The following is a 25,175-nucleotide window of genomic DNA, read 5'->3' on the forward strand; positions in this document are numbered from 1 at the left end:
GGGAGAAGTCGGGCGCGTCGGATGTTCACACTGGAAATGAAGGAGCTGACAATGCTCGACATCACCGACACGACCCTCGCGATGACTCCTGCCTGGCAGGAGCACCTTTCGCCCGGCGACATCGTCTCGTTCGAGTTCCCGCTGGCGGAGGCCGATCCCACTGAAAGGCCAAAGCCGCGGCCGTGTCTCGTCCTCGAGATCGAAGACCTGGCGGGCGAGCGCTTCGCGCTGATCGCCTACGGCACGACCTCGCCGCGCAAGTCGAACTGGGGATACGAAGTGCACGCCTTGCACGAAGAGGATTACCTGTCGTCCGGGCTGGACCGCCCGACCCGTTTCATCGGCCGACGCCGGCTTATGGTCTCGCTCGACAGTCCGGGCTTCGTCATCTCCTCCAACACCGGTGCGCCCGTGCTTGGCCGCCTCTCGGGTGGGCCCGCCGAGCGGCTGCTGGCGGTGCGCGCCCGCATTCAGGCGGAGCGGGACATCGCGGCCGAGCGGCGCGCGGACCGGCGCCGGAGGCGGGAGCCTCGGTTCACGGTCGAGCGGCGCCGGCCAAAGCGGCTGGTCCAGCGCGCGCGGGGGGCCGCCTGATGCTGGCCCAACCCTTCGCCGCCGGCCCCGGCCAACTCGCCGCTGCCGTCGAGCAGGCGCTCGACCAGGCCCGCGCCATCCGCGCGATGCTGTATGACACGGTGATCCCGCATCTGCCGCCGCTGCGGCGCGGTGCGGCCGAGCACATCATCCGGTGCATCGACCGCGGCAGTATCTTCCTCGAGAAGATGCTGCACGATCTCGACGCGCTGATCGCGCTCGTGGAGCGGGAGGCGGAGGCCGGCACCCGTCACGGCTGGCAAGCCGACGACAACCATGTTCGCGGCGGCTGGCCGACGCTCCACCGAGACGAGCGCGCATCCGCGCTGTCGTGGAGCGCCTCCGAACTGAGCCGCTTCCACGGCGCCATCGCGGCCGTGCTCGACGCCGCTAAGGCAGAGCGCGCGACGACCCGCCTCCTCGAGGACTGAGGGCGCCGCGGGCTTGCGAGCCGCCCCTGTCGCCCGCCCGTGCCTTGTCGCACGGCGGGCGACGACCCGAGGCTATCCAAGGTGACGGCCCGGTTCGTGCGTCAGAGGTCGGCTGCGTTCAGCGCCGCGAGGATCGACATGCGCTTCAGCTCGACGACGTGCCTCGCCGGCCAAGCCCGCCAGACGAGCCAGGCACGGCACCTCATCCACCTGATCCAGAACGTAAAAGAGAGGCCGGTCAGAAGATTCCGCCGGAATGCTTCCTCGGCCAGTCAGGTCGGACCCAGCTTCTTTCTGGGCGCGGTGGAATGAGCCGGTCCTTGAACCTACCAGGCAATGGAGTGATCCCGTGAAGACCTTCACCGACGAACAGCACCGCCTCGCCCACGAGCCCGGGCTCCTCGAGCTGGCTCTGTTGCGCAAAGCCCGGGTGAGGGATTTATCTAGTGAATCCAGCGTGGTAGCCGGTCTGCATGAGCAAACCCATCCCGCCGAGCGACAAGACCGAGAACTGGCCGGCCTACAACGAAGCGCTGAAGCAGCGTGGCTCCCTGACGATCTGGTTCGACCCGGACATAGCCTGGGTGCCGCCGCCGACCGGCAAGCGAGGCCGTCAGCCGCAATATAGCGATGCTGCGATCCAGACATGCCTGACGATGAAGGTCCTCTTCGGCATGGCGCTCCGGCAGACGACCGGTTTTGTTGAAAGCCTCCTGCGCCTAGTTGGCCTCGACTGGGCAGTGCCGGATTTCAGCACGTTGAGCCGGCGCCAGAAGGCCTTGGCCGTGACCATTCCCTACCGCGGCTCGCAGGGGCCCTGAACCTGCTGATCGACAGCACCGGCATCAAGGTCGAAGGTGAAGGCGAGTGGCACGCCCGCAAGCACGGTGGCGCGAAACGCCGCCTATGGCGCAAGATCCACATCCATTGCCCGGCAGGCGAATGCATGCATTCGCCGAGAGGGGCGTCGACGAGCAGACGCTGGAGATCCGAGGCCTCGAGATCACCGGGAGCAACGTCGGTGACGCGCCCATGCTGCCCGAACTGCTCAGCCAGATCCCGCCTGATCGCGGACGGTGCCTACGACACGCGCAAGTGTCACGACGCCGTCGCCGACGGAGGCGCCCATGCGGTCATGCCGCCGCGCAGGAACGCCAAACCGTGGAAGCCGCCGAAGCCGCGCCGAGACGAAGATGCACTGCGTGAAGCTCTTGGGGCAGAGCCTCATGGCACGCGACTTCGATCGTCAGGTCGCCGAACTTCAGATCCGCGCCGCCGTCCTGAACGGCTACACCGCGCTCGGCATACCTGTCACAGAGCCCGGGGCATAAGTGCGTCTGGGGAAAGGGGAGGTCCGCGCTTCACGTCCTTTGCGCAACAAGGCCCGCCGAATGCCATGGTCTCTGGCCCGGCATCGACCGGTTGCGCGTGCGGCCGTTCGGAACGGCCATGGGGAGGACCCACAAGAGCTTTATCCGGATGCCGCCGGAGACGGCGAAGGTCTGCCTCCAGGAAGGGAGTTGCTGGGTCGAAATGGCGCCGGCCGACATAGGCGATGCAATCTTCAGGGACATGCAAATCGGCTTCCGTCGGACACGTATCCAGCAACGTCCGCAGCGCGGTTCGAGCACTGCGGCGCTTCAAAGTCACGACAGTCACGCCAAGACCTGTCCGTCTCCGGCTATACTCTCCCAACGAGCCCGAACAGCAAGAGGTCGGGGTCGTCGACTGACTGGCGCATGTCGAAGAAAAGGTCGTCACAGTCCAATGCGTCGAACATCCCTCCGGCGGTCATGACGGACATGGTGTTCAGGATGAGCCGGTTCCCTTCGGGTGTGCGCGCGGCGTGGCCCATAGTCTCTGCCGCCCGTCCGTTCTCGCCGCCCCAGAACGGCAGCAGAAGCTGCCGAGGTTCGCAAGGAGGGTGCCGATAGTAGCGCCCGCCCATACCCGAGTCAGCGTCGACCATTGCCTCGACCGCAGCCGACCAGCCGCCCGGCAGAAGCGTGCGCTTTCGAAAATGAATATTCTCAAACCAGCGCACGTCCCAGCGCTCGCTGGCAAAATGATCGATACCACGGGCGGAGACCAGATCCCCATCCATGATGAGATAAGCGAACTGCGTTGCCTCCTCATACGCTTCTTCAAGGGTCCGGGCTTCGGAGCCTGCAGGAAACTGGAAAGAGCGTCAGCGAGTTCCTCCCACACATACAGCATCGACAGGTGGTGCCGCATGCCAAGGCGGCTGGTCAGGATGGTCGCTTTGATCTGGGCCACGGAAAGGTCCTTCCGGTGAGTGCTCTTGCTGTCATTTGACAGCCGGGGCGGTTCGGGTGGTGAAGAGCGTGCCGCTACGGACCCGGTTCGGAGCCGTCAGCCGCAGCGTCCTGATCAGTGGGGAATGCCGGGACCGGCGGCGAACCCGTGCGGTTCGCGTCAAATGGGCTCGAAGCGCTAGTGGAGCTGAAAAGGCTCATGGGGTGATCTTTCTGAAGCAAGAGAAGGGGAGGGTGCCGCCCTCAAGGATGTTCGACGGCAACAGCGCCGTCACAGAGGAGATTGGATCGCCCGACAGAGGAAAAAGTAGATCCCGCAGAAAGTCCGGGAACGCGCCGCAACGCGCTGAAATCGCAAGGCGAAGATCAGTCGCTACACAAGAGCGGCTCGCCCAGCATCGGACGACGTCAGCGATACAACAGGTTCGACACAACGTCATTCCGGCGGGCAACGACCCAGATATTGGAGCCTTCCTCCAGCGTCTCCTCAACGATCCACATCTTCCCCGCTCGCGGACCAGCTGCGCCGACAGCCTCGCTGACGATCTCAATCTCAGCAAAAAGCAAGCACTTAGGCATGTGCTTAAGCCTCCATGGCTAGCCCAAGTGTCCGGTCGAAACGGGAGCCCGTAGAGCGTCTCAGCGATTAGGATATGGGAGGCTCAGCATAGACTGCGTCGTCCGGCCGCTAGTTGAGGTGGGTTCGAGCGGAAACACCGTGCGGTCAATGATCTTGAAAGGCAGTACAGGCGCCCGACCTATCCTGACTGATGCTGTGAACGGCCTCCGCGCACGCTTCGCTCTCGGAGCTGCGGCGGAGGGCGCTCCCCTTACCGCCGCTGCTCCCACCAGCCCGAGAGCCACATGCCGATGGCGATGGCGATGCCCTGAATGATCATCTGGTAGGAGGTCTCGAGGCCGAACAGGCGCAGTTGCTGGCCGAGCTGGGTCAGGAACAGGGCGGCGCCGAGGATGGCGATCATGCTGCCGATGCCGCCGTTGATCGAGGTGGCGCCGAGCACGGCGGCGGCGATCGGGGCGAGCAGGTAGGGGGCGCCGACCTCAAGAGTCGGGTTGCGGATGAAGCCCGAGATCAGCACCGCCATGATGCCGTAGAGCAGCGCGGCGCTGATATAGGCGCCGGCCTGAAAGCGCATGGTCTCAATGCCGGCGGCGCGGGCGGCGGCGGGATTGGCGCCGACTGCCTCGAACTTGCGCCCTATCACCGTCTTGCGCAGCACCAGCGTCGCCAGCACCGTCACCACCAGCGCGATCCAGAACGGGTTGCTGATCCCGAGCGTGCGGCCGCCGCCGAAATCGGCGAGGGCGGCGGGCACATTGGCCTCCGCCGGCAGCGCCTGGCGAAAGCTCAGGGTCAGCCCGGTGACGATCGCGCCGACCGCCAGGGTCACGATCAGCGCGTTCATCCGCAGCACCGCGATGAAGAAGCCGTTGACCGCGCCGACCAGCATCGCCGCCGCCAGCGCCACCAGGATCGCCAGCAGCGAATTGCCCTCGGTGCCGCCCGAGACCGCGAGCAGCACGGTGCTCGACAGGGTGACGATGGCGGGCACCGACAAATCGATCCCACGGGCCATGATCACCAGTGCCTGGCCCTGGGCGGCGAGGGTCAGGAACGCCGCGAAGGGCAGGATCGACTGGATCGAGGAGAACTGGATGCTGCGCGGCAGGAACACCGCGCCGAGCAGCAGGATCGCCGCCAGCGCGATCCAGATCGCCAGGAAGCGCATCGGCAGGCTCTCCAGCAGCCGCGCCGGGGCGGCGCCGCGGGGGGTGTCGAGATGGGTCTTGCCGGTCGCCGCGTTCACCACGCCTCTCCCCCCTGCAGGCCCGCCATCCGGCGGAACGCCCGGCGCCGGCGTCCGGCGGCGAGCAGCTTTTCCAGCTCCGAGAAGCCGGTGTAGAGAAACACCGCCAGCAGCGTCATCGCGCCGCTGGCAATCACCCCGACCGAGGCGCTGAGGCCGAGGATCGAGATCACATTGATGGTCAGCGTGAAGAAGAACGCCCCGAACAGCGCGCCGCCGAACGAGCCGCGGCCGCCGCCGAGCGAGGCGCCGCCGAGCACCGCCGCGGCGATGCTGGCGAGCGCGAAGTTGGCGCCGATGGTGGGGTGGCCGACGCCGACTTCGGAGGCCAGGAAGAAGCCCGCCACTGTGGCGGTCAGCGCCGCCAGCACGTAGGCGCGGATCTGCACCCTATCGACGGCGACGCCGTTGCGCCGCGCCGCCTCCTCGCGAAAGCCCACCGCCTTGGCCTCGAGGCCAGAGCGGGTGCGGTGCAGCCAGAGGTCGCTGAGCAGCGCGAAGGCGATCAGGAAGAACACCGAGACCGGCAGGAAGCCGACGCGGGCGCGCAGGAACTCGGTGAAGTCTTGGCTGATCAGCCCGCCCGGGGTCGGCCGGAACACCAGCGCCAGGCCCTGCAGGATCGACAGCATCGCAATGGTGGTGATGATGGCGTTGATGCGGGCGTAGCGCACCAGCATCCCGTTCACCGTCCCCGCCGCCAGGCCGATCAGCAGGCAAAGGCCGATCCCGAGCAGGATCGTCCCGGTGCCGGACTGGAAGGCGATCAGGAACGAGGCGGCGACCACGGTCAGGCTCATCATCGAGCCGACCGAGACGTCGAGGCCGCGCACCAGGAGCACGTGCAGCTGCGCCATCGCCACCATTGCCGCCGGCGCCACCGCCAGCAGGATGTGGCGGAAGTTGATCGGCCGCAGGAAGGCCTCGCTCTGGCTCGCCGCGTAGCCGCCGACGATCAGGGTGAGGATCGACAAAAACACCAGCGGCACCCACCAGTTCACTGAGCCGCGGAACAGCGACATCATCGAGGCGCCGAAGGACGACAGCGCCGGGGCGTCGCCGGCGCGGGCGGCCTGGGCATCGCGGGTGGTGAGGAAGCTCGAGACGATCCGCTCCTCGGTGACGTCGGCGCCGGTGAGCTCGGCGACGATGCGGCCGCGCGAGAACACCAGCACCCGGTCGCAGATGCCGGCGAGCTCCTGGGCGTCGGAGGAATTGACCACGCAGGTGCCGTCGTCGCGGATGTTGTCGCGGATCGCGCGGTAGATCTCGAAGCGGGCGCCGGCGTCGACCCCCTGGGTCGGCTCGTCGATCAGCACCGCGCGGGCGCCGCTGCGGAAGGTGCGGGCGAGGGCGGCCTTCTGCTGGTTGCCGCCCGAGAGGCCGTTGATCTGGCTGTCGAGGCTGGCGGTGACGACGCCGAAATCGCCGCGCATCCGCTCGGCCTCCCCGTCCTCGCGGCGGGCGGCGACGAAGGGCCCGGCGACGACGTCGCGCAGCCGGGTGAGCATCATGTTCTTGCGCACGCTGAGCTCGGGGAAGATCGCTTCGCCGACCCGGTCGGAGCTGAGGAACAGCACGTCCGAGGCGATCGCGTCGTGGGGCGCGTTGTGGTTCACCCGGCGGCCGTGGCAGCGCACCTCGCCGGTGGCAGTCTCGAGCCCGACCACCGCGCGCAGCGCCTCGCGCTGGCCGTTGCCCTCGGCGCCGGCGAGGCCGAGGATCTCGCCCGGATAGGCGTCGAAGGAGACGTCGTGGAACTGCTCGCCGTCGAGGCCGCGCACGCTGAGCACCGGGGTGGCGCTGCCGGCGTCGAGCTTGTCGGGGTATTCGCCCTCGAGGTCGCGGCCGATCATCAGCGAGATCAGCTCGTGCTCGGAGAGGTCGGGGGTGACCGGGAAGGTGCCGCGCTGGACGCCGTCGCGCAGGATCGTCACCCGGTCGGCGAGGTCGAGGATCTCGGGCAGGCGGTGGCTGACGTAGAGCACGCCGGTGCCTTGCGCGGTGAGATCGCGCACCATCGCCATCAGCTTGGTGACGCCGGCCATGTCGAGGGTGGAGGTCGGCTCGTCGAGCAGCAGCACCCGGGGCGCGTTGAGCAGGCCTTTGATGATCTCGACGAACTGGCGATGCGCGGGGGTCAGGTCGCCGAGGATCGTCGTCGCCGGGAACGGCATCTCGTACTCGTTGAGCTTGCCCTGGGCCCAGGCGTTCATGCGGGCGTAGGGGACGGCGCCCTTCTCGGTGCCGAGGTAGAGGTTCTGGGCGACGGTCAGCTCGCGCACGAGCGAGTCGTCCTGGTAGACGGTGTAGAGGCCGAGCTGGTGGGCGAGGCGGGCGTCGGCGGCGGTGAGCGGCTGGCCGTCGATGGTGACGCTGCCGCCGTCGGGGGTGACGGTGCCGCTGGCGATCTTCATCAGCGTGCTCTTGCCCGAGCCGTTCTCGCCGAGGATCGCGTGGACCTCGCCGGCGCGGCACTCGATCGAGAAGTCGTCGAGCGCCCGGACGCCCGGGTAGGTCTTGGAGACGTTCTCCATTTTCAGCACGATCTCGGCCATTGGCGTCACTCCGGCGTGGCGGCTGTCAGGGGCGGGGCCCCGCCGTGGTGGCGGGGCCCCCGGTTGGCGTCACTGGCCGAACATCGCGCCGAGGGTCTCGGCGTCGACCAGCGAGGAGACCGAGATCTCCATCGGCAGCGAGGGGTCGCACTGGCCCTGCTGGGCGGGCTTCATCGAGAACGGAACGTTGATCGAGGAGGACACCTCCTCGCCGTTCAGCGCCATCATCGCGGCGGTCAGCGCTATACGGGACTGGAAGTTCTGGCCCGAGGAGTAATAGACCTTGAAGTTCTCGTTGCCCGAGGCCTCCCAGTCGCAGAACAGGCCCTGCTCGTCGGTGCGCAGCGCCACCACGAAGTCCATCGGCTTCTCGGCTGCCTCGTAGGCGCGGACCGCGCCGCGGAAGCCGTCGGCGTACTCGTAGATGTAGCCGTCGACCTGGTCGAAGCGCGACAGGGCGGCGGAGACCGCGGTGAAGGTGCCTTCCTGGGTCCACATCGTGTCCTCGCGGGCCACCACCTCGACGCCGTCGCCGATCTCGCCGGCGCGGGTCTCGGCGCAGTCCTGCCAGGTCTGGCTCAGCGGGTTGCCCGGCGTGCCGCCGAGGGCGACGATGTCGGTCGCCTCGGGGTTGCCCTCCCTAACCGCATCGACGAAGGCGGCGCCGAGCGCGCAGATGTCCTCGGCGATGTTGGCGACGTAATCCTCGCCGGCCACCCCGACCTCGGTGCCGTTGTGCACGGTCACCATGATCCCGGCCTCCTGGGCCTCGCGCACGGTTGGGCCGAGCGCCTCGCCAGCATCGGCGAAGATCACGATCACGTCCACGTCCTGGGCGATGTAGGAGCGCAGGTCGGAGATCGCCTGGGCGGCGTCGCCGCGGGCGGAGGTATAGAGGATCTCGCCGATCTCGGGGTAGGTGAGGGCCTGCTGGATGAACTCCATCGCGGTGACGCGGCGCCAGACGTTCTCGCCGAAGCCGTCGGCGTAGGCGACGGTAATCTCGCCGCCGGTGCCGGTCTCGCAGCCGTTGTTGTTCCAGCATTCAAGCGCCTTCTGGCGCATCTCGTCGGTAACCGGCTGGGCGGCGCGCTCGAAGGTCTCGACGATGACCGGGCCGGCGTCGGTTGTGCCGAGGCGCGACTGCATCAGCTCCTCGGCGGTCTGCGCGGCCGCGACGCCCGGCAGCAGCGCCGTGGCGCAGGCCAGCGCGGCGGGGATTGCTAGCGATTTGAACATAGCGTTGTCCTCTCCTGAAGGATGGTCGTCGGTGGGATCGGGTAGCGGCGGTCGCACCGCTCCCGGCCGGCGGCGCGGCTGGATCCGCGCTCCCCGGTGGGTCTCGTCTCGATCTCGGTCCTTGCCCGGCGGCGCCGCCCTGCCTCGGGCGCGGCGCCGTCAGCGCCTCACTGCGCCAGGTAGCCGCCGTCGATGACGAGGTCGGCCCCGGTCATGAACGAGGATTCGTCGCTGGCGAGGAACACGCAGCCGTTGGCGATCTCGGCCGGCGTGCCGGCGCGGCCGAGCGGCGTCAGGCCGACCACGTACTTGTTGACCTCGGGGTCCTGGGACTGGGTCAGCGGCGTGTCGATGAAGCCCGGCAGCATCGAGTTTACCCGGATGCCGTCGCCAACATAGGTGATCGCGGCGTTGCGGGTCATCATCAGCACCGCGCCCTTGGTGGCGTGGTAGGCGTGGGCGCCCGGCACCGCGGCGTTGCCCCAGATCGAGGACACGTTGATGATCGAGCCCTTGCCCTGCTTCTTCATCGCCGGGATCACTGACTTCATGCCGAGGAAGACGCCGGTCTGGTTGACCCCGACCACCCGGTGCCAGGATTCGAGGTCGAGCTCCTCGAGCGGCTCGTAGGCGATGATGCCGGCGTTGTTGACCAAGACGTCGATGCGGCCGTGCTCGGCCAGCACCGCGTCGGTGACCCGCGCCCAGTGGTCGGGATCGGCGACGTCGAGCTCGACGCCCTGGACCCCGTCCGGGTAGCCCGCCTCGGGCAGCTTGCGGCTGCCGGCGATGACCTTGGCGCCGGCGGCCGCGAAGGCCTCGACGATGCCGAGGCCGATCCCGCGGGACGCGCCGGTCACGATCGCGACTTTGCCCTCGAGTCTCATGGTCCTCCTCCCTGATGAACACCGACCGAAGCACGCTCCTCCGCGCGTTCGATCTTCTTGTGCTGATCTTACCGTATTACGGTCTTATGGCAAACATCTTTTTTTGCGGTCGCGCTCAGCCGACGGTGACGCCGCCGCAGACGAACAGGGTCTGGCCGGTGACGAAGCCGGCACGGTCGTCGCAGAAGAAGCCCACCGCGTTGGCCACGTCCTCGGGCGTCCCCATCCGGCCGACCGGGATCTGGTCGATGATCTCGCGGGTCTTGGGCGCGTCGGGCGGATTGTTGGCCCAGAAGGCGGTGGTGGCGATCGGCCCGGGGGCGACGCAGTTGACGGTGATTCCGTCCCGCGCCAGCTCCAGCGCCCAGGTCCGCGCCATCGATTGCGCGGCGCCCTTGGTGGCGCTGTAGAGGGTGCGGTCCTTCTTGCCCTTGGTGACGCGGCTGGTGTTGAAGACGATCCGGCCGCCGCCGGCGGCACGCATCCCCGGCACCAGCGCCTGGGCGCAGACGATGGCGCAGCGCAGGTTGAGGTGCATCAGCCGGTCGAAATCGGCGAGGTCGACATCGTCGAACCCGGCGGGCGCGACGATGCCGACGTTGTTGACGAGGCAGCGCACCTGGTGCCGCGCGGCGATGCCGGCGACCGCTTCGCGGGTGGCGTCGGCGTCCATCAGGTCGACGTCGACCCGGTCGGCGCGCAGCGACTCGACCTCCGGCTCGGCATTGTCGAGCGCGAATACCCGGTAGCCGTCCTGCTGGAGCCGCAGCGAGATGGCCTGGCCGATGTTGCGGCCTCCACCGGTGACGATCGCGCAGCGCTCGGCCATGTTTCCGCGCCCCGCGCTAGAGCCGCGGGGTCACGGCGTCGCCGTGGAAGCGGTAGCTGCCGTCCTCGACCCGCTCGAGGTCGCCGATACCGGGGAAAGGGAAGTGGTAGCCGTGAAAGCGGATGTTCTCGTCCACCACCCGGGCGAAGATGTCGGACTTGGCCTTTGCCCCGAGCTCGGGGTCGCTGTCGTAGTCCATGTGGAAAAACCACTCGGGGTGGATCGGGTCGAACACCTGGTGGTGCGCGACGTCGCCAGTGAACACGACCTTCTCGCCGTTACTCTCGAAGATGAAGGCGGTCTGGCCGAGGCTGTGGCCGGCGACCGACATGCTCTCGATCCCCGGCAGCACCTCGTCGCCCATCCGGAACAGCTTGAGCCGGTCGCGGTAGGGCTTCACCGCCGCCAGCGTGCCCTCGGTCCAGGGGCCGACATGGTCGTTGCGGCTGAGGCTGCCCTCGTCGGTCCACTCCGCCCAGTCCTGCTCGGAGACGTAGAGGTCGGCGTTGGGGTAGGCGGCGTTGCCGTCGGCGTCGATCAGGCCGAAGGAATGGTCGGGATGCAGGTGGGTCATCAGCACCGCGTCGATGTCGCGCGGGTCGATCCCGGCGGCGGCGAGGTTCTCGCGGGCGCGGCCCTGCTTGTCGCCGAACATCCGCGAGGTCTCGCCCATCCCGGCGTCGATCAGGATCAGCCGCTCGCCGTCGTTCACCACCGCGGGGTTGCAGTCCATCGGGATGTAATCCTCGGGCAGGCGATAGGCGCGCTTGAGCCGGGCCATCTCGCCGGGATCGGCGTTGGGATAGATGCCTTCGTAGCCGTGATGGATGTAGCCGTCCCAGATCGTGGTACATTCGAGATCCCCGACCTTGAAGCGGTACCATCCCGCGTTCTGGGTATTCTGCTTGCTGGCCGGCATGATCTCTCTCCCTCGGTTGCACCCCGCTGGAGCGGGCGCATGTCTAAAACGTGTTGCATTGCAGTATTACGGTAATATGCTCTTCTCGTCTAGCGGCATTTTCCCGGGTGCCTCCGGGGGCCGCGGCCTTGGAGGGCTTCACAATGAACGGACGACACGCGCTCGTTGTCGGAGCTTCCGGCCTGTCGGGCAGTCATGCCACCGCCGCGCTCGCCGCCGCGGGTTGGCGGGTCACTGGCCTGTCGCGCTCGGGCCGCGGGCCCGGCGCGCATCGCACAATCGCGCTGGACCTCGGCCGGCCCGAGGCCGCCGAGGCGTCGCGGGGCGAGTTCGAGGACGTGCAGGACCTGGTCATCTGCACCTGGTCGATGCAGGCAAGCGAGGCCGAGAACGTCCGCGTCAACCGCGCGATGCTCGAGACCCTGTTCGTCGCGCTGGAGGACGCGCCGCTGCGCCACGTCTCGCTGGTCACCGGGCTCAAGCACTATCTCGGCCCGTTCGAGAGCTACGGCTCCGGCCGGCCCTATTCGCCGTTCCTCGAGACCCAGCCGCGGCTGCCGGGCGACAATTTCTACTATGCCCAGGAGGACGTGGTCTTCGCCGAGGCCGAGCGGCGCGGCATCCCGTGGAACGTGCACCGGCCGCACTCGATGATCGGCTACGCGCTCGGTAACGCAATGAACGTGGCGGTGACGCTCGCGGTCTACGCCAGCATCTGCAAGGAGACCGGCCGGCCGTTCGTTTTCCCCGGATCGCAGGCGCAGTACGAGGCGGTGGCCGACGTCACCGACGCCCGCATTCTCGCCCGCCAGATCGTCTGGGCGCTGCAGACCCCGGAGGCGGCGAACCTGCCGCTCAACGTCGCCAACGGCGACGTCTTCCGCTGGTACTGGCTCTGGGCGCGGCTGGCCGAATATTTCGACCTCGAGCCGGCGCCCTATCCCGGCGCGCCGACCCCGCTGCAGGCGCAGATGGCGGACGCCGAGCCGATCTGGGAGGACATCGTCGCCCGCCACGGGCTGCAGCCGACCCGGTTGCACGAGATCGCCTCGTTCTGGCACAGCGACGCCGACCTCGGCCGCGAGATCGAGTGCATCACCGACATGAAGAACAGCCGGGTGCGGGGATTCACCGCCTACCAGGACACGCTGTCGAGCTTTACCGACGTCTTTGACCGGCTACGGGCGGAGCGGGTGATTTCGTGACGCTCGAGTTGACGGACATACCGTCACCCTGTATTATCGTATTATGGATTCCGGACCCTGTGCCACGGCGTGTCTGGCGTTCACTGGACGGGGGCTGCTATTACGCGCTTCGGGTGAAACGGCGCGGTGGCACTCGCCTGTGCGATCCCGAGTGACAGAGCTTCGTGAATGACCGGCGCGCCAGCGCCCAAGGTGAGGCAGGAACCGCCAATGCCAGATTCGAAGATCATTTCCCGCACCGCGGCGCCGCTGCGCCAGCAAGTGCTGAAGCGAGTTCGCGAGGAGATCGTCGAGGGCCGCCTGGCCCCGGGGATGCGGCTGGTGGAGAGCGCGCTGTGCGAATCCTACGGGGTGTCGCGCACGGTGGTGCGCGAGGCGCTGCGCCAGCTCGAATCCGAGCACCTGGTCAACGTCGTCCCCAATGCCGGGCCGATCGTGGCGGTGCTCACCGAGGAGGAGATCCGCTCGATCTATGTGGTGCGCGCTACCCTCGAGGCGCTCGCGGGCAAGCTCTTCGCCCAGCACGCCGACGCCAACCACTGCAAGGCGCTGGTCAAGCTCGGCAAGCGGCTCGACAAGGAATACCGCAAGGGCACCGTGGAGAGCCGCGAGGCGATCAAGGCGGAGTTCTACGAGCGCCTGCTCGACGGCGCGCAGAACCGAGTGCTCACCGAGGACCTGCGCGCGATGCACGCGCGGATCGCGATCTTCCGCCGCTTCGCCTTCGTCGACGAGGCCCGCACCGAGCCGTCGCTGCGCGAGCTCGAGACGATCATCCGGGCCGCCGCCGTCGACCGCGACGCCCAGGCCGCCTGGAACGCCTGCGAGCACCACATCCTGCTCGCCGGCGAACTCGCCATCCATGAGTACATGAAGCGCCATCCCGACGTCGCCAAGGATTGACGGAGCGGGTGCGGCGCCGCGGGCAGCCGAAGGACCAGCCATGACCAAACCCTGCATCATCTGCGTCGCCATCACCGGCTCGCTGCCGCGCAAGGCCGACAACCCGGCGGTGCCGATCACCGTCGCCGAGCAGGTCGAGAGCGCCCACGAGGCGCACGAGGCCGGGGCCACGATCTGCCACGCCCACGTGCGCAACGACGACGAGAGCCCGAGCTCGGACCCCGAGCGCTTCGGCCGGCTGCTCGAGGGGCTGCGCGCGCATTGCCCCGAGCTGATCGTGCAATTCTCCACCGGCGGCCGCTCAGGTGCCGGCCGCGAGCGCGGCGGGATGCTGTCGCTGAAGCCGGACATGGCGTCGCTGTCGGTGGGGTCGAACAACTTCCCGACCCGAGTCTACGAGAACCCGCCCGACCTGGTCGACTGGCTCGCCGCCGAGATGCGCGCTCACGGCGTGATGCCCGAGGTCGAGGCGTTCGACCTGTCGCACATCCTCAAGGCCGCCGAGATGAGCGCCGACGGGCGGATCGCGGGCAAGGTCTACGTGCAGTTCGTGATGGGCGTGAAGAACGCGATGCCGGCGGACCGGCGGGTGTTCGACTTCTACATCGAGACGATGGGCCGGCTGCTGCCGGACTCTGAGTGGTGCGCCGCCGGGATCGGCCGGCATCAGATCGAGATCAACGAATGGTCGGTGGCCGCCGGCGGCCATGCCCGCACCGGGCTCGAGGACAACATCCGCCTCGACCGCGACACGCTGGCGCCGTCGAACGCGGCGCTGGTGCGGCGGGTGACCGAGATCTGCGAGCGCCACCAGCGCCCGGTCGCGACGCCGGCAGAGGCCCGCGAACTGCTCGGCCTGCCGGTGCGCTAGGGCAGGGGGCGCACGCGCCCCCGCGGCTCAGGGGCTGGTCCACCAGCTCCGGTCGCCGGCGAGGGCGCGGCGGAGCACGGCCTTGACGCTCTCGGGCGTCATCGGCGCGGGGTTGTTGCGCACCAGCCGGACCGCCTTGACCGAGGAGGCGGCGATCTCGTCGAGGTCGGCCTCCGTCACCCCCAGCGCGGCGATGTCGAGCGGGCTGCCCGCCGCCGCGAGCAGCGCCTCGACCCGCGCGATCCCGGCCCGGGCCCGATCCTCGACCGGCCCGTCGGGGTCGGCGACGTTCAGCACCGCGCCGATCTCGGCGAACTCCTCGGTGCAGTAAGGCAGGTTGAAGCGCATCACGTAGGGCAGCAGCGCGCCGACCCCGAAGCCGTGCGGCGCGTGGCCGAAGGCGGCCATCGGGCTCTGGATGGCGTGGGCGGCGGCGGTGCCGGTGGTGTTGATCGCCATCCCCGCGCAATAGGCGGCGAACATCACGTCGCTGCGCGCGGCGAGGTCGGAGGGCACCTCGACCACCCGCGCCAGCGATCGATCCATCAGCCGCAGCCCCTCGCGGCAGAACATGTCGGTGATGCGGTTCTTGCCGACGTAGATCTCGCGGTCGAGCTCGTCGGCGCTCGGGTTCTTGGGCTTGACGGTAAAGCCCTCGACCAGGTGCGAGAGCGCATCGGCGGCGGTGGCGGCGGTGAGCCCGGGCGGGCAGGTGAGCGTCAGCTCGGGGTCGATCAGCGCCACCGCCGGCGCGATATGGGCGTCGGCGATCGCCATCTTCATCCGCGCCACGTCGTCGTAGACGATGGCGAGGCTGGTGACCTCGGCGCCGGTGCCGCCGGTGGTGGGGATGGTGATCAGCGGCACGCAGGGGCCGGGCACCGCGAACTCGCCGAAATAGTCGCGCACGTCGCCGCCATGGGCGAGCACCGCCGAGGCCGCCTTGGCGAGGTCCATGCAGGAGCCGCCGCCGAGCCCGACGATCACGTCCGGCCGGTCGCTGCCGCAGGCGGCGACCACGTCGAGCACGTTCTGGCGCGGCAGGTCGGGCAGGGCGGCGTCGAACACCGCCACCCGCAGCCCCTGCGCCTTGAGGTCGGCCTTCATCGCCGCGAAGTCCTCGGTGGTCGCCATTCGCTCGTCGGTGACGATCAGCGCCGAGGTGCCGAAGCGGCGGGCGTGGCGGCCGAGCTGGCGGCGCTGGCCGGGGCCGAAGAGCACGGTCTTGGGCTGGCGCACCAGGCCGAGCCCGAGGGCGTTGTCGAGGCGACTCACGACAGCTCGTCCGCCACGGTGAGGGCCATGTATTTCGGCTCCATGAACTCGTAGATTCCGTCCTGTCCCGCCTCGCGGCCGATCCCCGACGCCTTGGTCCCGCCGAACGGCGCGGCGGCGTCGGCCATAATCCCGCGGTTGATCCCCACCATGCCGAAGGCGAGCCGCTCGGCAAAGCCGATGGCGCGCGAGATGTCGCGGGTGAAGACGTAGGAGGCGAGCCCGAACTGGGTGTCGTTGGCTAGCGCGATCGCCTCGGCGGCGCCGTCCACCGGGAAGATCGTGGCGATCGGCGCGAATAGCTCGTTGGAGCACATCACCTCGCTCGGCCCCTCGAAGCGCACCACCGTCGGCTCGAAGAAATAGCCCGGCCCGGCGATCGGGTTGCCCCCCGCCAGCGTCCGGCCGCCGGCCTCGGTGAGCTTCGTGAGGGTCGCCGCCAGCCCGTCGCGCTGCTTCGCCGAGATCATCGGGCCCACATCGACCGCGTCGAGCCCGTTGCCCACGGTGAGCGCCTTCACCTTGGCGATGAATTTCTCGGTGAACTCCGCCTCCACCTTCTTGTCGATGATGATCCGGTTCGCCGCGACGCAGGCCTGGCCGGCGTTGCGGAATTTGCAGATCACCGCCTGGGCGACGGCGAGGTCGATGTCGGCGTCGTCGAGCACCACGAAGGGGCCGTCGCCGCCGAGCTCCATCGAGCAATTGACGATGTTGCGCGCGCCCTGCTCCATCAAGAGCGCGCCGACCCCGGTGGAGCCGGTGAACGACACCTTGCGGATCCGGCGGTCCTTGAGCAGCGGCGCCGAGATCTCGGACGAGGTGCGGGTGTGCAGCAAGTTGACCACGCCGGACGGAAAGCCCGCGTCGTGCAGCACCTGGGTGAACAGCGCGCCGGTGAACGGCGTCTCCTGGGCGGTCTTGACCACCGCGGTGCAGCCCGCGGCGAGCGCGGCGCCGGCCTTGCGCACGATCATCAGCAGCGGGAAGTTCCACGGCGTGATCAGCAGGCAGGGGCCGATCGGCTGGTGGTGCACCATCACCCGGAAGCCGCCGTGCGAGCTCTCGGCGTAGCTGCCGTGGACATGGGCGGTCTGCTCGGCGAACCACAGCAGGAAGTCGGCCGACAGCTTGAACTCGGCGCGGGATTCGCTGAGCGGCTTGCCGCTCTCCAGCGTCATGATCCGCGCGAAGGCGTCCTCCTGGTCGAGCATCAGCCGGTAGGCGCGGTGCATCAGGTCGGCCCGGGCCCGCGGCGCGAGGCGGCCCCAGGCGGCCTGCGCGGCCTCGGCGGCGTCGAGCGCGCGCAGTGCATGCGCCGAGGTGGCGTGCGCCACCGCGCCGACGCGACTGCCGTCGGCGGGGTTGGTCACCTCGAATTCGCCCTCGCCGGCCACCCAGGCGCCGTCGATGTAGAGCTGTCCGCTGGGCAGCGCGACCGCGACGTTCGCTGCGGCGGCCAATGTCGTCGAATTGGGGGGCATAGTTCGATCCCTGGGCTGTGGGCGCGATGGCTCCGCGGCAGCCGCGAGCTCATTGCTCCGTACTGCCTCGTGCCGTGCATTGATAATACCGTAATACGGGCTTATCCTAATAGCAAGGCGATTCCGGCGCTGGCCGCGGGCGGCACGACGGCGGCCGGAAAAAGCTCTCGACCATTGGCGCGGTGGTCGGCGACTGCTCACAAGGTCGCCCCGTTGCCTACTAAGAGCGCCAGCACACGCCACTCGGCCATTCCGACCTTGACGATAATACCGTAATACGGTAGTAGCATTTCCGACGCAGCGCTGCGCCCGATCGCGCGCCGCCGACTCTGCCTTTCGGCAAACGGGATTGAATGGGAGGTCAACCATGGACGGCAACGGAGCAAGCAAGCTCGACGGACGGAAACTGGATGTCGCGGTAATCGGCGCGGGCGTGGGAGGCCTCTACGCGCTGCACCGGGTCAAGAACGAGCTCGGGATGAACGCCCAGGGCTTCGACGACGCGTCCGGCGTCGGCGGCACTTGGTACTGGAACCGCTATCCCGGCTGCCGGGTCGACACCGAGTCCACCGTCTACACCTATTCCTTCGACATGGACATGTTCCAGAACTGGGAATGGTCCGAGCGCTACGCCAAGCAGGAGGAGGTGCTCGGATACCTCAACGCGGTCGCCGACAAGCACGGGCTGAAGGAGGCGATCAACTTCAACACCCGCATCGCCAAGATGGAGTGGCAGGAGGAGGCCCGCCGCTGGCGCCTCACCACCGAGGCCGGCGAGACGGTGACGGCGAAATACGTAATCGAGGCAGTCGGCCTGCTGTCCTCGTCCTACGCGCCGCAATTCCCTGACCGCGACAAGTTCAAGGGCGAGGTGCTTCTGGCCTCGAAGTGGCCCCGCGACGAGCCCGACCTCGCCGGCAAGCGCGTCGGCGTCGTCGGCACCGGCTCCACCGGCATCCAGATCATCACCAGCATCGCCGACAAGGTCGGCCACCTGCACGTGCTGCAGCGCACCCCGCAATGGGTGGTGCCGCTCGGCGTCGGCCCGTTCCCCAAGGAGACCCGCGAGAAGATCAAGCGCGACCCCGAGGGCTTCCGCGACTGGGCGCTGTCCACCGCCGCGGTGTTCGGCTTCGACGAGAGCACGGTGTCGGCGCTCGAGGTCTCCGAGGCCGAGCGCCAGCGCGTCTACGAGGAGGCCTGGCAGAAGGGCAACGGCTTCGCCTTCATGCTCGAGACCTTCTCCGACATCCCGGTGACGCCGGAGGCCAACAAGACCGCGACCGACTTCATCAAGTCAAAGATCGACTCGATCGTGAAGGACCCCGAGACCGCGCGTAAGCTCACCCCAAAGGAGTACTACGCCAAGCGCCCGCTCGCCGCCGACCACTATTACGAGACCTACAACCGCGACAACGTCACCCTCCACGACGTCAAGGCCAACCCGATCGAGCGCTTCACCGAGAATGGCGTGATGGTGGGCGGCGAGGAGGTAGAACTCGACGTGCTGATCATGGCGACGGGCTTCGACGCGATGACCGGCAACTACCTCAAGATCGAAACCGTCGGCCGCGACGGCGTGCGGCTGCAGGACGAATGGAGCGACGGCCCGCACGCCTATGCCGGCATGTCGATCGCCAACTTCCCCAATCTGCTGATGGTGTTCGGCCCGTTCAGCCCGTTCACCAGCCAGCCGCTGGTGCACGAGTGGCAGGTCAAGTTCCTCACCAACATGATCCAGACCGCCGAGGAGGGCGAGGGCCTGATCGAGACCAGCCGCGAAGCCCAGGAGGAATGGGTAAGGGTCTGCCAAGAAGGCATGGCCGGAACCCTGTTCGAGGTCACAGACAGCTGGATCAACGGCGCCAACATCCCCGGCAAGCCGCGCACCTCCATGTGGTTCATGGGCGGCATGGGCGGCTACATGGAGAAGATGAACGAGATCAAGGCGGACAACTATCGCGGCTTCTCGATCCGCTGAGCAGCGCGCCCGCCGGCTGTGACGTCGGCGGGCGTTGGCGCCCGGACAAGGGCGATCGACGACGCTATCGTCGGCCTGTCAGCCATGTCACCTCGAATGCCGGCCTGATGGCGAACTGTTCGATACCGACGATGATTGGGTGGTCGCGCGGAGATACATGCCGCTTTGAAACGCGTGCGCGTCACCGATATTGGGCCGGTCGAGCGCGATAGGGATGTTGCGGCAGATCATCCGCCGCCCGCGCAACTGTGCTCCGCATTGTTCATGGAGCGCGTATAGCCCTACTTGACGAGTAGGTCCTCAAGCCGAATTCCGGCACCGGCTCCTGAGATCGAACCCGGCCGTCGCCCGCGCCCCGCAACCAGGGCGCATCCAACATAACATTCCTTAGCGGCCCTCGCACTTGCAGCTTGGCACATTCTAATCTGGCTTGCGACAAATTCCCTATCTTGCTGGAAAGCAAGGAGAAGGAAGATGGCCCACACCGGACTGGATCTGCGTGAACGTCGCCTGATCGAGGACATGCTGAATGCGAAGACGCCGGTCAGCAGGATCGCCACGGAGCTCGGCCGGCATAGGTCGAGCGTCTACCGGGAGATCAAGCACAACGCTTTCTCGACGAAGAGCTGCCATATCTGAACGGCTATTATGGGATGGTCGCCCAGAAGACCGCTTCGAACCGGCGGGCCAGGCGCAGCAAGCTGGTGCGGCTGCCGGACTTGCGCGAGGCGGTGATCGCGCAGCTGAAGGCAGGCTGGTCACCGGAGCAGATTGCCGGTCGTCTTGGGTTCGAGGGCCAGCCTCAGCGAGTAAGCCACGAGACGATCTACGCCTATGTCTACGGCTCGGAAGGTCGGTCGAACGAGCTCGCCCGCCATCTGCCCAGCCGAAGAAAAAAGCGCCGCCCGCGTTATGGCCGCAGGCCGCGAGGCCTTGTTTTCCCGCCTGACCGCTCGATCCATCAGCGGCCGGACCATGTGAAAACCCGCGAGACCTTCGGCGAATGGGAAGGTGACCTGATGATCTTTGAACGCGCCTAGGGCAATGCCAACATCGCCTCTCTGGTCGAGCGCAAAACCCGCTTTGCCGTCCTGTTCCGGAACAACGACCGGAGTACGACGCATCTGATGAACCGACTCATGACGGTCATGGAACCCCTGCCCCAGCCTGCCCGTCGTTCGATCACCTTCGACCGCGGGATCGAGTTCCGCAGTTGGCGAAAGCTGAAGCCCGGGATCGGTACCGAGGTTTGGTTCTGCGATCCGCAGGCGCCCTGGCAGAAGAGATCGGTCGAGAACCTGAACAAGCGCGCCCGGCGCTACCTGCCACGGGACACGCCCTGGCGGCGCTCTCAAATCGCAATATGAAGGCGATCTGCGACCGCCTTAACGGAACCCCGTAGAAATGTCTCGGCTGGAGAACACCGGCAGAGGCCTTCAGAGACGAGATGATGACCCTGAGGTAGCGGACCCTGTCGCACCCTTGAACCTACAAGGAAAAGAACGCCTACCGCAAGGCCCGTTCGACCGACGATGATGCCCGGCCGCCTGGGTCGGGGAACGGCGTTTCATCCGACCCGATGACGCCTTCCGTCCAACACCACCAGGTTCACAGTCGCGCACGACCGCTCTCCCAGCACGACCGAAGGTCGGGGAAGCCGCTGCTGTTCCGCGTATCGGCTTCCCCTACCCCAACGAGCGTCAGAGGATCTCCACCATCTGATGGGCCCGGATCACCGGCACCTGGAAGCGGAGCCGATCGCCGTCCGACTGGAAGTCGAGCGCGGTGCCCTCGGGAACAAGGCGAACCGACGTGACATTCCTGGCCTCGATGTCGAGCGAAACATCCCGCAGCGGCACGATGTCCTGGATCGGCTGCACCGGGTCCTGCCGCAGCACGCCGCGCAGGACCGGCGTTGCGTAGAGCAGGTGCAGGACATCGCCCTTGCCGTCCGGCATCGCGCGCAACGTCGCGCGGGCCGCGGTGGGCAGGTCGGAGCGGATCATCCGGTCGCGGCCGAGGGAGGCGTCGATGACCCGGGCGGCGATCTCCAGCATCGCCACAGCGCCGGCATGGTGGTAGGCTGAGAAGACCGGGAAGGCCAGGCGCGTGACGGCCCCTTCGCGGGTGCCGAAGGCATAGTCGCTCGGATCCGGCTGCGCAGGCGTGTTCAGGTGGCCGCTGAAATCGGCGCCACGGTCGAAATAGGGCTCGTAGACCGCGCCGAGGCTTTCGCCGGTGGTGACGGTCAAGCGCTCGGCGGGCATGTAGTAGAACAGCGGTTCATCGACGAAGCCTGCGCGCAGATCCGGGATCGGAAGGCCGTAATCGCCGCCCTTGTTCGGTGAGGTGCCGTGCCATTCGGCGCCTGCCGAAAAATGCATCGTCTCACCGTCGATCCCGCTGGCCCCTGTCAGCAGAAGGCGCCCGCCCTGCGCGAGATAGGCATCGAGTTTCGCCTTCAGCGCGTCGTCGATACGCACGAGATCGGGCAGGATCACCAGCCGGTAGGGAGCGAGATCGCTGTCTTCGTCCAGAAGATCGAAGGTGAACCGCGACTCCATCAGCACGCGGACCACGCCGTCGTCGGCCGGGCAGCTATGGGCCGGGCGGTCCGCGTAGCTGGGCCTTTCCATGGCTTCGACGCTGATCACGCCAATCTCGGCCCGGTTCGTGGTGCCTTCGCACCATGGCTCCCGCGCCTCGATCCACTCATAGGCCTGGCCGATCGCCTTGTACGTTGACGGATCGATCCGGCCCGAGGGATGCAGGTGGTCCCCGATGCAGACCCGCGCGCCCTGCGCCAGGATCGTGCCGCATTCGTAGATGAGGGCTTCGGGTTTCTTGTAGCCGCCCATCTCGCCCCACATGTGATGGAACTTCCCGGTCATCCCGAGGTAGTCCATTCCCAGCGGCTCCAGGTAGCGGGCGCTGACGGGGAAATGCTCGTATCCCCAGTTCGCGGTCGGCAGGGACTCGATCTCGAGATGGGTGAAATACTTGCGCAGCACGTCGGCCCGTCCCCGGCGCAGATGGCCGAGGTTGAAGAAGACTGGCACACCGGCACGATCGGCAATGGCGCGAACGCGGCCGTAAAAGCTCAGTGCCGTCTGCTCGGAAAAGTCGATCCGGTCGGCTTCCCGTTGCGGGTCGAGGCCGGCGGCCTCCATGCCGGCCAGCGCCGAGGGGCTGACGGATTGCAACTGGTGACATATGTCGATCCAGAGCCCGTCGAGGTTCGGAAACAGCCGCGCGACCTCCTCGATCTGCGCAACGAGGTAGTCGACATAGGGCGAGCTGAGATCCATGAATTTCCAGCCCCCGCCGGCCTCTTCGCCGTGGAACATCGGATTGCCGCCATCCGGGCTGAGGATGCGCCAGTCCGGATGTTTCGCCGCCACCAGTTCGTCCCACGCCGCGGAGAGGTAGATCGGCGCCTTGATGCCTTCGGCCTGCAGCGCGTCGACCTGGGCGCGCAGAAGGTCGAACTCGAGATGCGGGTGCATCTCGCCGACCTCGGTGGGGTGATAGGAATAGCCGTGATGGCATTTGGCGAACACGTTCACGGCGTTCACGTGGGCCTGCTTGTAGGTTCGGGCGAAATCAGCCGGATCGAACCGGCTGCCGATGCCCGGGATCTTGCCGGAGGTATGGAAATCGAGATGGACCTGGCGGAAACGCATGGGGGTCGTCCTTGTTACTGGTCTGGTACGCTTGGATGCATGTCTCTGGAAACGCTGGAGTCTCGGCAGCGCATCGGTGGTTCGCGCCAGCACGCGTGGCTGCAGGCGGCGTGCAGCCCGGCCTGGGTCACGAGGCCGGACAGGTCATGGTGATCGGGACGGCGTCGGTCGATGACCCGCACGACTTCCGTGGGCTTGCCCGGACACACGGCGGCAAGAAACCTTGCCGCCGTGCACCCGCCGAGTGGCGGGAAGGCGCGCCCGGGCCTACTCGGCCGCGGTGGCGGGCTCGAGCTGGGCGGTGATGAACTTGAAGTTCGACCACCACCACCAGGGACCTTCGTAGTAGTTTTCCGCAGTCGGATAGTTGGTCCAGTAGGTCTCGTTGACCGGGACGAACTTCGACGTGCCGAACATGTTGATCGCCGGCATCCCCTCGACGAGGACCTTCAGAATCTCCGTGCCGAGTTCGGTGATCTCGGGATGGTCCGGGGGAACCTCGCGGAGGCGATCGATCAGGGCCGACAGCTCGGGATTGGCGTAGCGGCCCCTGTTGGCGGACGCGGGCACGCCGATCTCGCGGATGTAGTCTTCGTGCCAGCCCTCCAGGTTGACGAAGACATCGGGGATGATCGCACAGGCGGCCGCCCAGTAGGAGCCGACCTCATGGCTGCCGGCGTTCTCGGCGGTGAAGAAGGCGCCGGCCGGCATCGGCTGGACCTGCGTCGGGACCCCGAACTGCGTCCACTCGTTGGCCACTGCGTAGGCGAGCCGTTCGGACTGCACCTCGAACCCGCCCGGGGCGAAGAGGGTGATGGTCCAGGGCGTCCCGTCGGGCGTCATCCAGGTGTCACCGTCCTTGGTGAAGCCGGCGTCGAGCAAGAGCTTCTCGGCCTGCGCGGGGTCGTGCTTCCACCAGCCGACGCCGAACAGCTCGCGTTGAGCCTCGGGGTCCTCGGGGATGTTGTCGATTCCTTCCGAGCGCAGCCGCTCGGCCATCTCCGTCGCGAAGTCCGGATTGAACGGCTTGTAGCCGTCTTCGAGTTCGAACTCGGTGAGCCACTCGGTCATCGGCTCGTGGTAGGTGTTTTGCAGCACTTCGGTCGGCGGCACCCCAAGCGGCGAGGCCCGCATCATCCCGTCGAAGGTCGCGATCGAGGCCCGCTCGATGTCGATGGCGAGCGCCAAGGCCCAGCGGGTCTGCCACATGTCGTAGGGCGCGACCGCGGTGTTGAAGTGCATCCCCCTTTCGCAGGGATCGTCGAGGTTGGCGTAGGGGAAATCCGGGAACCAGGCGCGGACGTTCTCGTTCTGGTTGAGAAGGATGTCGAGCGACTGCGGCGAGATGTCGGTCAGGATGTCCATCTCGTTGTTGGCCATCGCCAGCACCCGGCGCTCCTCGGTGCCGTAGGTGCGGAACAGCACGTAGTCAGGCTCCGGCTCGCCGACCATCTGGCCGATGTCGGTGTTCTGCCAATCGTCACGCTTCTCCCAGAGGAACCACGAGCCGTTGGGGTCGTGCTCGGAATACTCGTAAGCGCTGATCGTCACCGGCGGGAAGTTGGTAAAGGTGGCGGCGTTCTCACCCTCCCAGACGTGCTGGGGCACGACGTAGAACGAGTTGCCGTAGATCACCGAACCGAGCACCACGGACAGCCGCGGGGTCGGGCGCGTGGTTTCGATCTCGATCGTGTGCTCGTCGACCTTGGTCATCGAGGCGATCACGTCGGTATAGGCCGCGCTGAACGCGAGCTCGGGCGTATTCCGGATCATCTGGTCGGTGAAGATCACGTCGTCGGCGGTGAAGTCCTCGCCATCCGACCAGGTGATCCCCTGCTTGAGCGGTACCCGGAACCGGGTGAAGTCGTCGTTGAGCGGTTCCGGCATCGCATCTGCGAGGACCGGGATCTGTTCGCCGGCGGCGGTATCGATGTCCCACAGCAGCGACAGTGCCAATTGGTGCAGGCCCTGGCCGAGAATGACCCCCTGCTGGTACATGTTCATGTTGGTCGGGTTGCTGACCCGGGCGCCCAGCATGTCGACGATGAGCGTGTCGGCCCGTGGGGTGCCGACGTCGGTCATCTCCTGCGCAGTGGCGGTGCCGGCGATCAGGGCCAGCGTCGCCGCGGTGCCCAGTCGGGCCAGGCGGGCCCGGACGGGCCGGCCGTTGGAATGAACTCTCTGCATACTCTCCTCCTCGAATGCCAAGAG

The 25,175-nt window shown here is 67.4% G+C and carries 19 protein-coding genes and 2 pseudogenes; 9 read left to right on the top strand and 12 right to left on the bottom strand.

Annotated features, from left to right (window positions below; translation table 11 throughout):
• Nucleotides 1-51 precede the first annotated feature (51 nt).
• The 4 genes from OG2516_RS18070 to OG2516_RS21020 all read left to right on the top strand — a co-directional run bounded on the left by OG2516_RS18070 (nucleotide 52) and on the right by OG2516_RS21020 (nucleotide 2,577).
• Entirely contained in the window at nucleotides 52-594 is a 543-nt protein-coding gene (locus OG2516_RS18070) for a hypothetical protein (RefSeq protein ID WP_156799445.1), read from the top strand.
• Complete coding sequence (locus tag OG2516_RS18075; protein WP_007257145.1) at nucleotides 594-1,025, top strand: SPRY domain-containing protein; 432 nt, start codon at nucleotides 594-596, stop codon at nucleotides 1,023-1,025. Before OG2516_RS18070 ends, OG2516_RS18075 begins: the two co-directional genes overlap by 1 nt.
• Nucleotides 1,026-1,498: 473 nt before the next feature.
• Nucleotides 1,499-1,846, top strand: a complete 348-nt coding sequence (locus tag OG2516_RS21015; RefSeq protein WP_007257147.1) for an IS5/IS1182 family transposase — start codon at nucleotides 1,499-1,501, stop codon at nucleotides 1,844-1,846.
• A gap of 23 nt (nucleotides 1,847-1,869) precedes the next feature.
• Nucleotides 1,870-2,577, top strand: coding sequence for a transposase (locus tag OG2516_RS21020; protein ID WP_425357556.1), 708 nt, complete (start codon nucleotides 1,870-1,872; stop codon nucleotides 2,575-2,577).
• Between the two features lie 129 nt (nucleotides 2,578-2,706).
• Here the strand turns inward: OG2516_RS21020 and OG2516_RS18085 are convergent, their stop codons facing one another.
• The 8 genes and pseudogenes from OG2516_RS18085 to OG2516_RS18115 form a co-directional block, all read right to left on the bottom strand.
• Complete coding sequence (locus OG2516_RS18085; RefSeq protein WP_007257150.1) at nucleotides 2,707-3,129, bottom strand: hypothetical protein; 423 nt, start codon at nucleotides 3,127-3,129, stop codon at nucleotides 2,707-2,709.
• 583 nt (nucleotides 3,130-3,712) lie between these two features.
• Nucleotides 3,713-3,880 (bottom strand): annotated as a pseudogene (locus tag OG2516_RS20820) (IS3 family transposase); the annotation flags it as partial.
• 251 nt (nucleotides 3,881-4,131) lie between these two features.
• The gene (locus OG2516_RS18090) at nucleotides 4,132-5,130 is read right to left on the bottom strand and encodes an ABC transporter permease (protein WP_007257151.1); all 999 of its coding nucleotides are present in this window, start codon (nucleotides 5,128-5,130) and stop codon (nucleotides 4,132-4,134) included.
• Entirely contained in the window at nucleotides 5,127-7,688 is a 2,562-nt protein-coding gene (locus tag OG2516_RS18095; RefSeq protein WP_007257152.1) for an ATP-binding cassette domain-containing protein, read from the bottom strand. The genes OG2516_RS18090 and OG2516_RS18095 overlap by 4 nt, the downstream gene beginning before the upstream one ends.
• A 69-nt stretch (nucleotides 7,689-7,757) precedes the next feature.
• The gene (locus OG2516_RS18100) at nucleotides 7,758-8,927 is read right to left on the bottom strand and encodes a substrate-binding domain-containing protein (protein WP_007257153.1); all 1,170 of its coding nucleotides are present in this window, start codon (nucleotides 8,925-8,927) and stop codon (nucleotides 7,758-7,760) included.
• A 167-nt stretch (nucleotides 8,928-9,094) separates the two neighbouring features.
• Complete coding sequence (locus OG2516_RS18105) at nucleotides 9,095-9,814, bottom strand: SDR family NAD(P)-dependent oxidoreductase (RefSeq protein ID WP_007257154.1); 720 nt, start codon at nucleotides 9,812-9,814, stop codon at nucleotides 9,095-9,097.
• A 115-nt stretch (nucleotides 9,815-9,929) separates the two neighbouring features.
• Nucleotides 9,930-10,643, bottom strand: a complete 714-nt coding sequence (locus OG2516_RS18110; RefSeq protein WP_007257155.1) for an SDR family NAD(P)-dependent oxidoreductase — start codon at nucleotides 10,641-10,643, stop codon at nucleotides 9,930-9,932.
• A gap of 16 nt (nucleotides 10,644-10,659) precedes the next feature.
• Complete coding sequence (locus tag OG2516_RS18115; RefSeq protein ID WP_007257156.1) at nucleotides 10,660-11,562, bottom strand: MBL fold metallo-hydrolase; 903 nt, start codon at nucleotides 11,560-11,562, stop codon at nucleotides 10,660-10,662.
• A gap of 143 nt (nucleotides 11,563-11,705) precedes the next feature.
• On the opposite strand from OG2516_RS18115, the gene OG2516_RS18120 reads away from it, so the two are divergent.
• From OG2516_RS18120 to OG2516_RS18130, 3 genes are all read left to right on the top strand, one after another.
• Nucleotides 11,706-12,767, top strand: coding sequence for an SDR family oxidoreductase (locus tag OG2516_RS18120; RefSeq protein WP_007257157.1), 1,062 nt, complete (start codon nucleotides 11,706-11,708; stop codon nucleotides 12,765-12,767).
• Between the two features lie 210 nt (nucleotides 12,768-12,977).
• Nucleotides 12,978-13,670: a GntR family transcriptional regulator gene (locus tag OG2516_RS18125; protein WP_007257158.1), complete on the top strand. Its 693-nt coding sequence runs from the start codon at nucleotides 12,978-12,980 to the stop codon at nucleotides 13,668-13,670.
• A gap of 40 nt (nucleotides 13,671-13,710) precedes the next feature.
• Nucleotides 13,711-14,541 carry a 3-oxoadipate:acetyl-CoA acetyltransferase gene (locus tag OG2516_RS18130; RefSeq protein WP_007257159.1) on the top strand — a complete coding sequence of 277 codons (831 nt, stop codon included), beginning with the start codon at nucleotides 13,711-13,713 and terminating at the stop codon, nucleotides 14,539-14,541.
• 27 nt (nucleotides 14,542-14,568) lie between these two features.
• On the opposite strand, the gene OG2516_RS18135 is transcribed toward OG2516_RS18130, so the two are convergent.
• Nucleotides 14,569-15,816, bottom strand: a complete 1,248-nt coding sequence (locus OG2516_RS18135) for an iron-containing alcohol dehydrogenase (protein ID WP_007257160.1) — start codon at nucleotides 15,814-15,816, stop codon at nucleotides 14,569-14,571.
• The gene (locus OG2516_RS18140) at nucleotides 15,813-17,300 is read right to left on the bottom strand and encodes an NAD-dependent succinate-semialdehyde dehydrogenase (protein WP_040616407.1); all 1,488 of its coding nucleotides are present in this window, start codon (nucleotides 17,298-17,300) and stop codon (nucleotides 15,813-15,815) included. Before OG2516_RS18140 ends, OG2516_RS18135 begins: the two co-directional genes overlap by 4 nt.
• 367 nt (nucleotides 17,301-17,667) lie before the next feature.
• Between OG2516_RS18140 and OG2516_RS18145 the strand changes: the two genes are divergently transcribed.
• Together OG2516_RS18145 and OG2516_RS18150 are read left to right on the top strand one after the other, a co-directional pair.
• A complete protein-coding gene (locus tag OG2516_RS18145) occupies nucleotides 17,668-19,281 on the top strand; it encodes a flavin-containing monooxygenase (protein WP_007257162.1) in 1,614 nt (537 codons plus the stop codon).
• A gap of 474 nt (nucleotides 19,282-19,755) precedes the next feature.
• Nucleotides 19,756-20,746 (top strand): annotated as a pseudogene (locus OG2516_RS18150) (IS30 family transposase).
• 235 nt (nucleotides 20,747-20,981) lie between these two features.
• Here OG2516_RS18150 and OG2516_RS18155 read toward each other — a convergent pair.
• Both OG2516_RS18155 and OG2516_RS18160 read right to left on the bottom strand, forming a co-directional pair.
• The gene (locus OG2516_RS18155) at nucleotides 20,982-22,964 is read right to left on the bottom strand and encodes an alpha-amylase family protein (RefSeq protein WP_007257164.1); all 1,983 of its coding nucleotides are present in this window, start codon (nucleotides 22,962-22,964) and stop codon (nucleotides 20,982-20,984) included.
• Between the two features lie 267 nt (nucleotides 22,965-23,231).
• Complete coding sequence (locus tag OG2516_RS18160) at nucleotides 23,232-25,151, bottom strand: ABC transporter substrate-binding protein (RefSeq protein ID WP_007257165.1); 1,920 nt, start codon at nucleotides 25,149-25,151, stop codon at nucleotides 23,232-23,234.
• Between the last annotated feature and the right edge of the window lie 24 nt (nucleotides 25,152-25,175).

This window comes from Oceanicola granulosus HTCC2516, assembly GCF_000153305.1.
GTDB classification, from domain to species: domain Bacteria; phylum Pseudomonadota; class Alphaproteobacteria; order Rhodobacterales; family Rhodobacteraceae; genus Oceanicola; species Oceanicola granulosus.

Bases quoted from the DNA above. Each gene is read 5' to 3' on its own strand.
- OG2516_RS18070 (WP_156799445.1), top strand. From the start codon at position 52: ATGCTCGACATCACCGACACGACCCTCGCGATGACTCCTGCCTGGCAG.
- OG2516_RS18075 (WP_007257145.1), top strand. From the start codon at position 594: ATGCTGGCCCAACCCTTCGCCGCCGGCCCCGGCCAACTCGCCGCTGCC.
- OG2516_RS21015 (WP_007257147.1), top strand. From the start codon at position 1,499: ATGAGCAAACCCATCCCGCCGAGCGACAAGACCGAGAACTGGCCGGCC.
- OG2516_RS18085 (WP_007257150.1), bottom strand. From the start codon at position 3,129: ATGGATGGGGATCTGGTCTCCGCCCGTGGTATCGATCATTTTGCCAGC.
- OG2516_RS18095 (WP_007257152.1), bottom strand. From the start codon at position 7,688: ATGGCCGAGATCGTGCTGAAAATGGAGAACGTCTCCAAGACCTACCCG.
- OG2516_RS18100 (WP_007257153.1), bottom strand. From the start codon at position 8,927: ATGTTCAAATCGCTAGCAATCCCCGCCGCGCTGGCCTGCGCCACGGCG.
- OG2516_RS18105 (WP_007257154.1), bottom strand. From the start codon at position 9,814: ATGAGACTCGAGGGCAAAGTCGCGATCGTGACCGGCGCGTCCCGCGGG.
- OG2516_RS18110 (WP_007257155.1), bottom strand. From the start codon at position 10,643: ATGGCCGAGCGCTGCGCGATCGTCACCGGTGGAGGCCGCAACATCGGC.
- OG2516_RS18115 (WP_007257156.1), bottom strand. From the start codon at position 11,562: ATGCCGGCCAGCAAGCAGAATACCCAGAACGCGGGATGGTACCGCTTC.
- OG2516_RS18120 (WP_007257157.1), top strand. From the start codon at position 11,706: ATGAACGGACGACACGCGCTCGTTGTCGGAGCTTCCGGCCTGTCGGGC.
- OG2516_RS18125 (WP_007257158.1), top strand. From the start codon at position 12,978: ATGCCAGATTCGAAGATCATTTCCCGCACCGCGGCGCCGCTGCGCCAG.
- OG2516_RS18130 (WP_007257159.1), top strand. From the start codon at position 13,711: ATGACCAAACCCTGCATCATCTGCGTCGCCATCACCGGCTCGCTGCCG.
- OG2516_RS18140 (WP_040616407.1), bottom strand. From the start codon at position 17,300: ATGCCCCCCAATTCGACGACATTGGCCGCCGCAGCGAACGTCGCGGTC.
- OG2516_RS18145 (WP_007257162.1), top strand. From the start codon at position 17,668: ATGGACGGCAACGGAGCAAGCAAGCTCGACGGACGGAAACTGGATGTC.
- OG2516_RS18155 (WP_007257164.1), bottom strand. From the start codon at position 22,964: ATGCGTTTCCGCCAGGTCCATCTCGATTTCCATACCTCCGGCAAGATC.
- OG2516_RS18160 (WP_007257165.1), bottom strand. From the start codon at position 25,151: ATGCAGAGAGTTCATTCCAACGGCCGGCCCGTCCGGGCCCGCCTGGCC.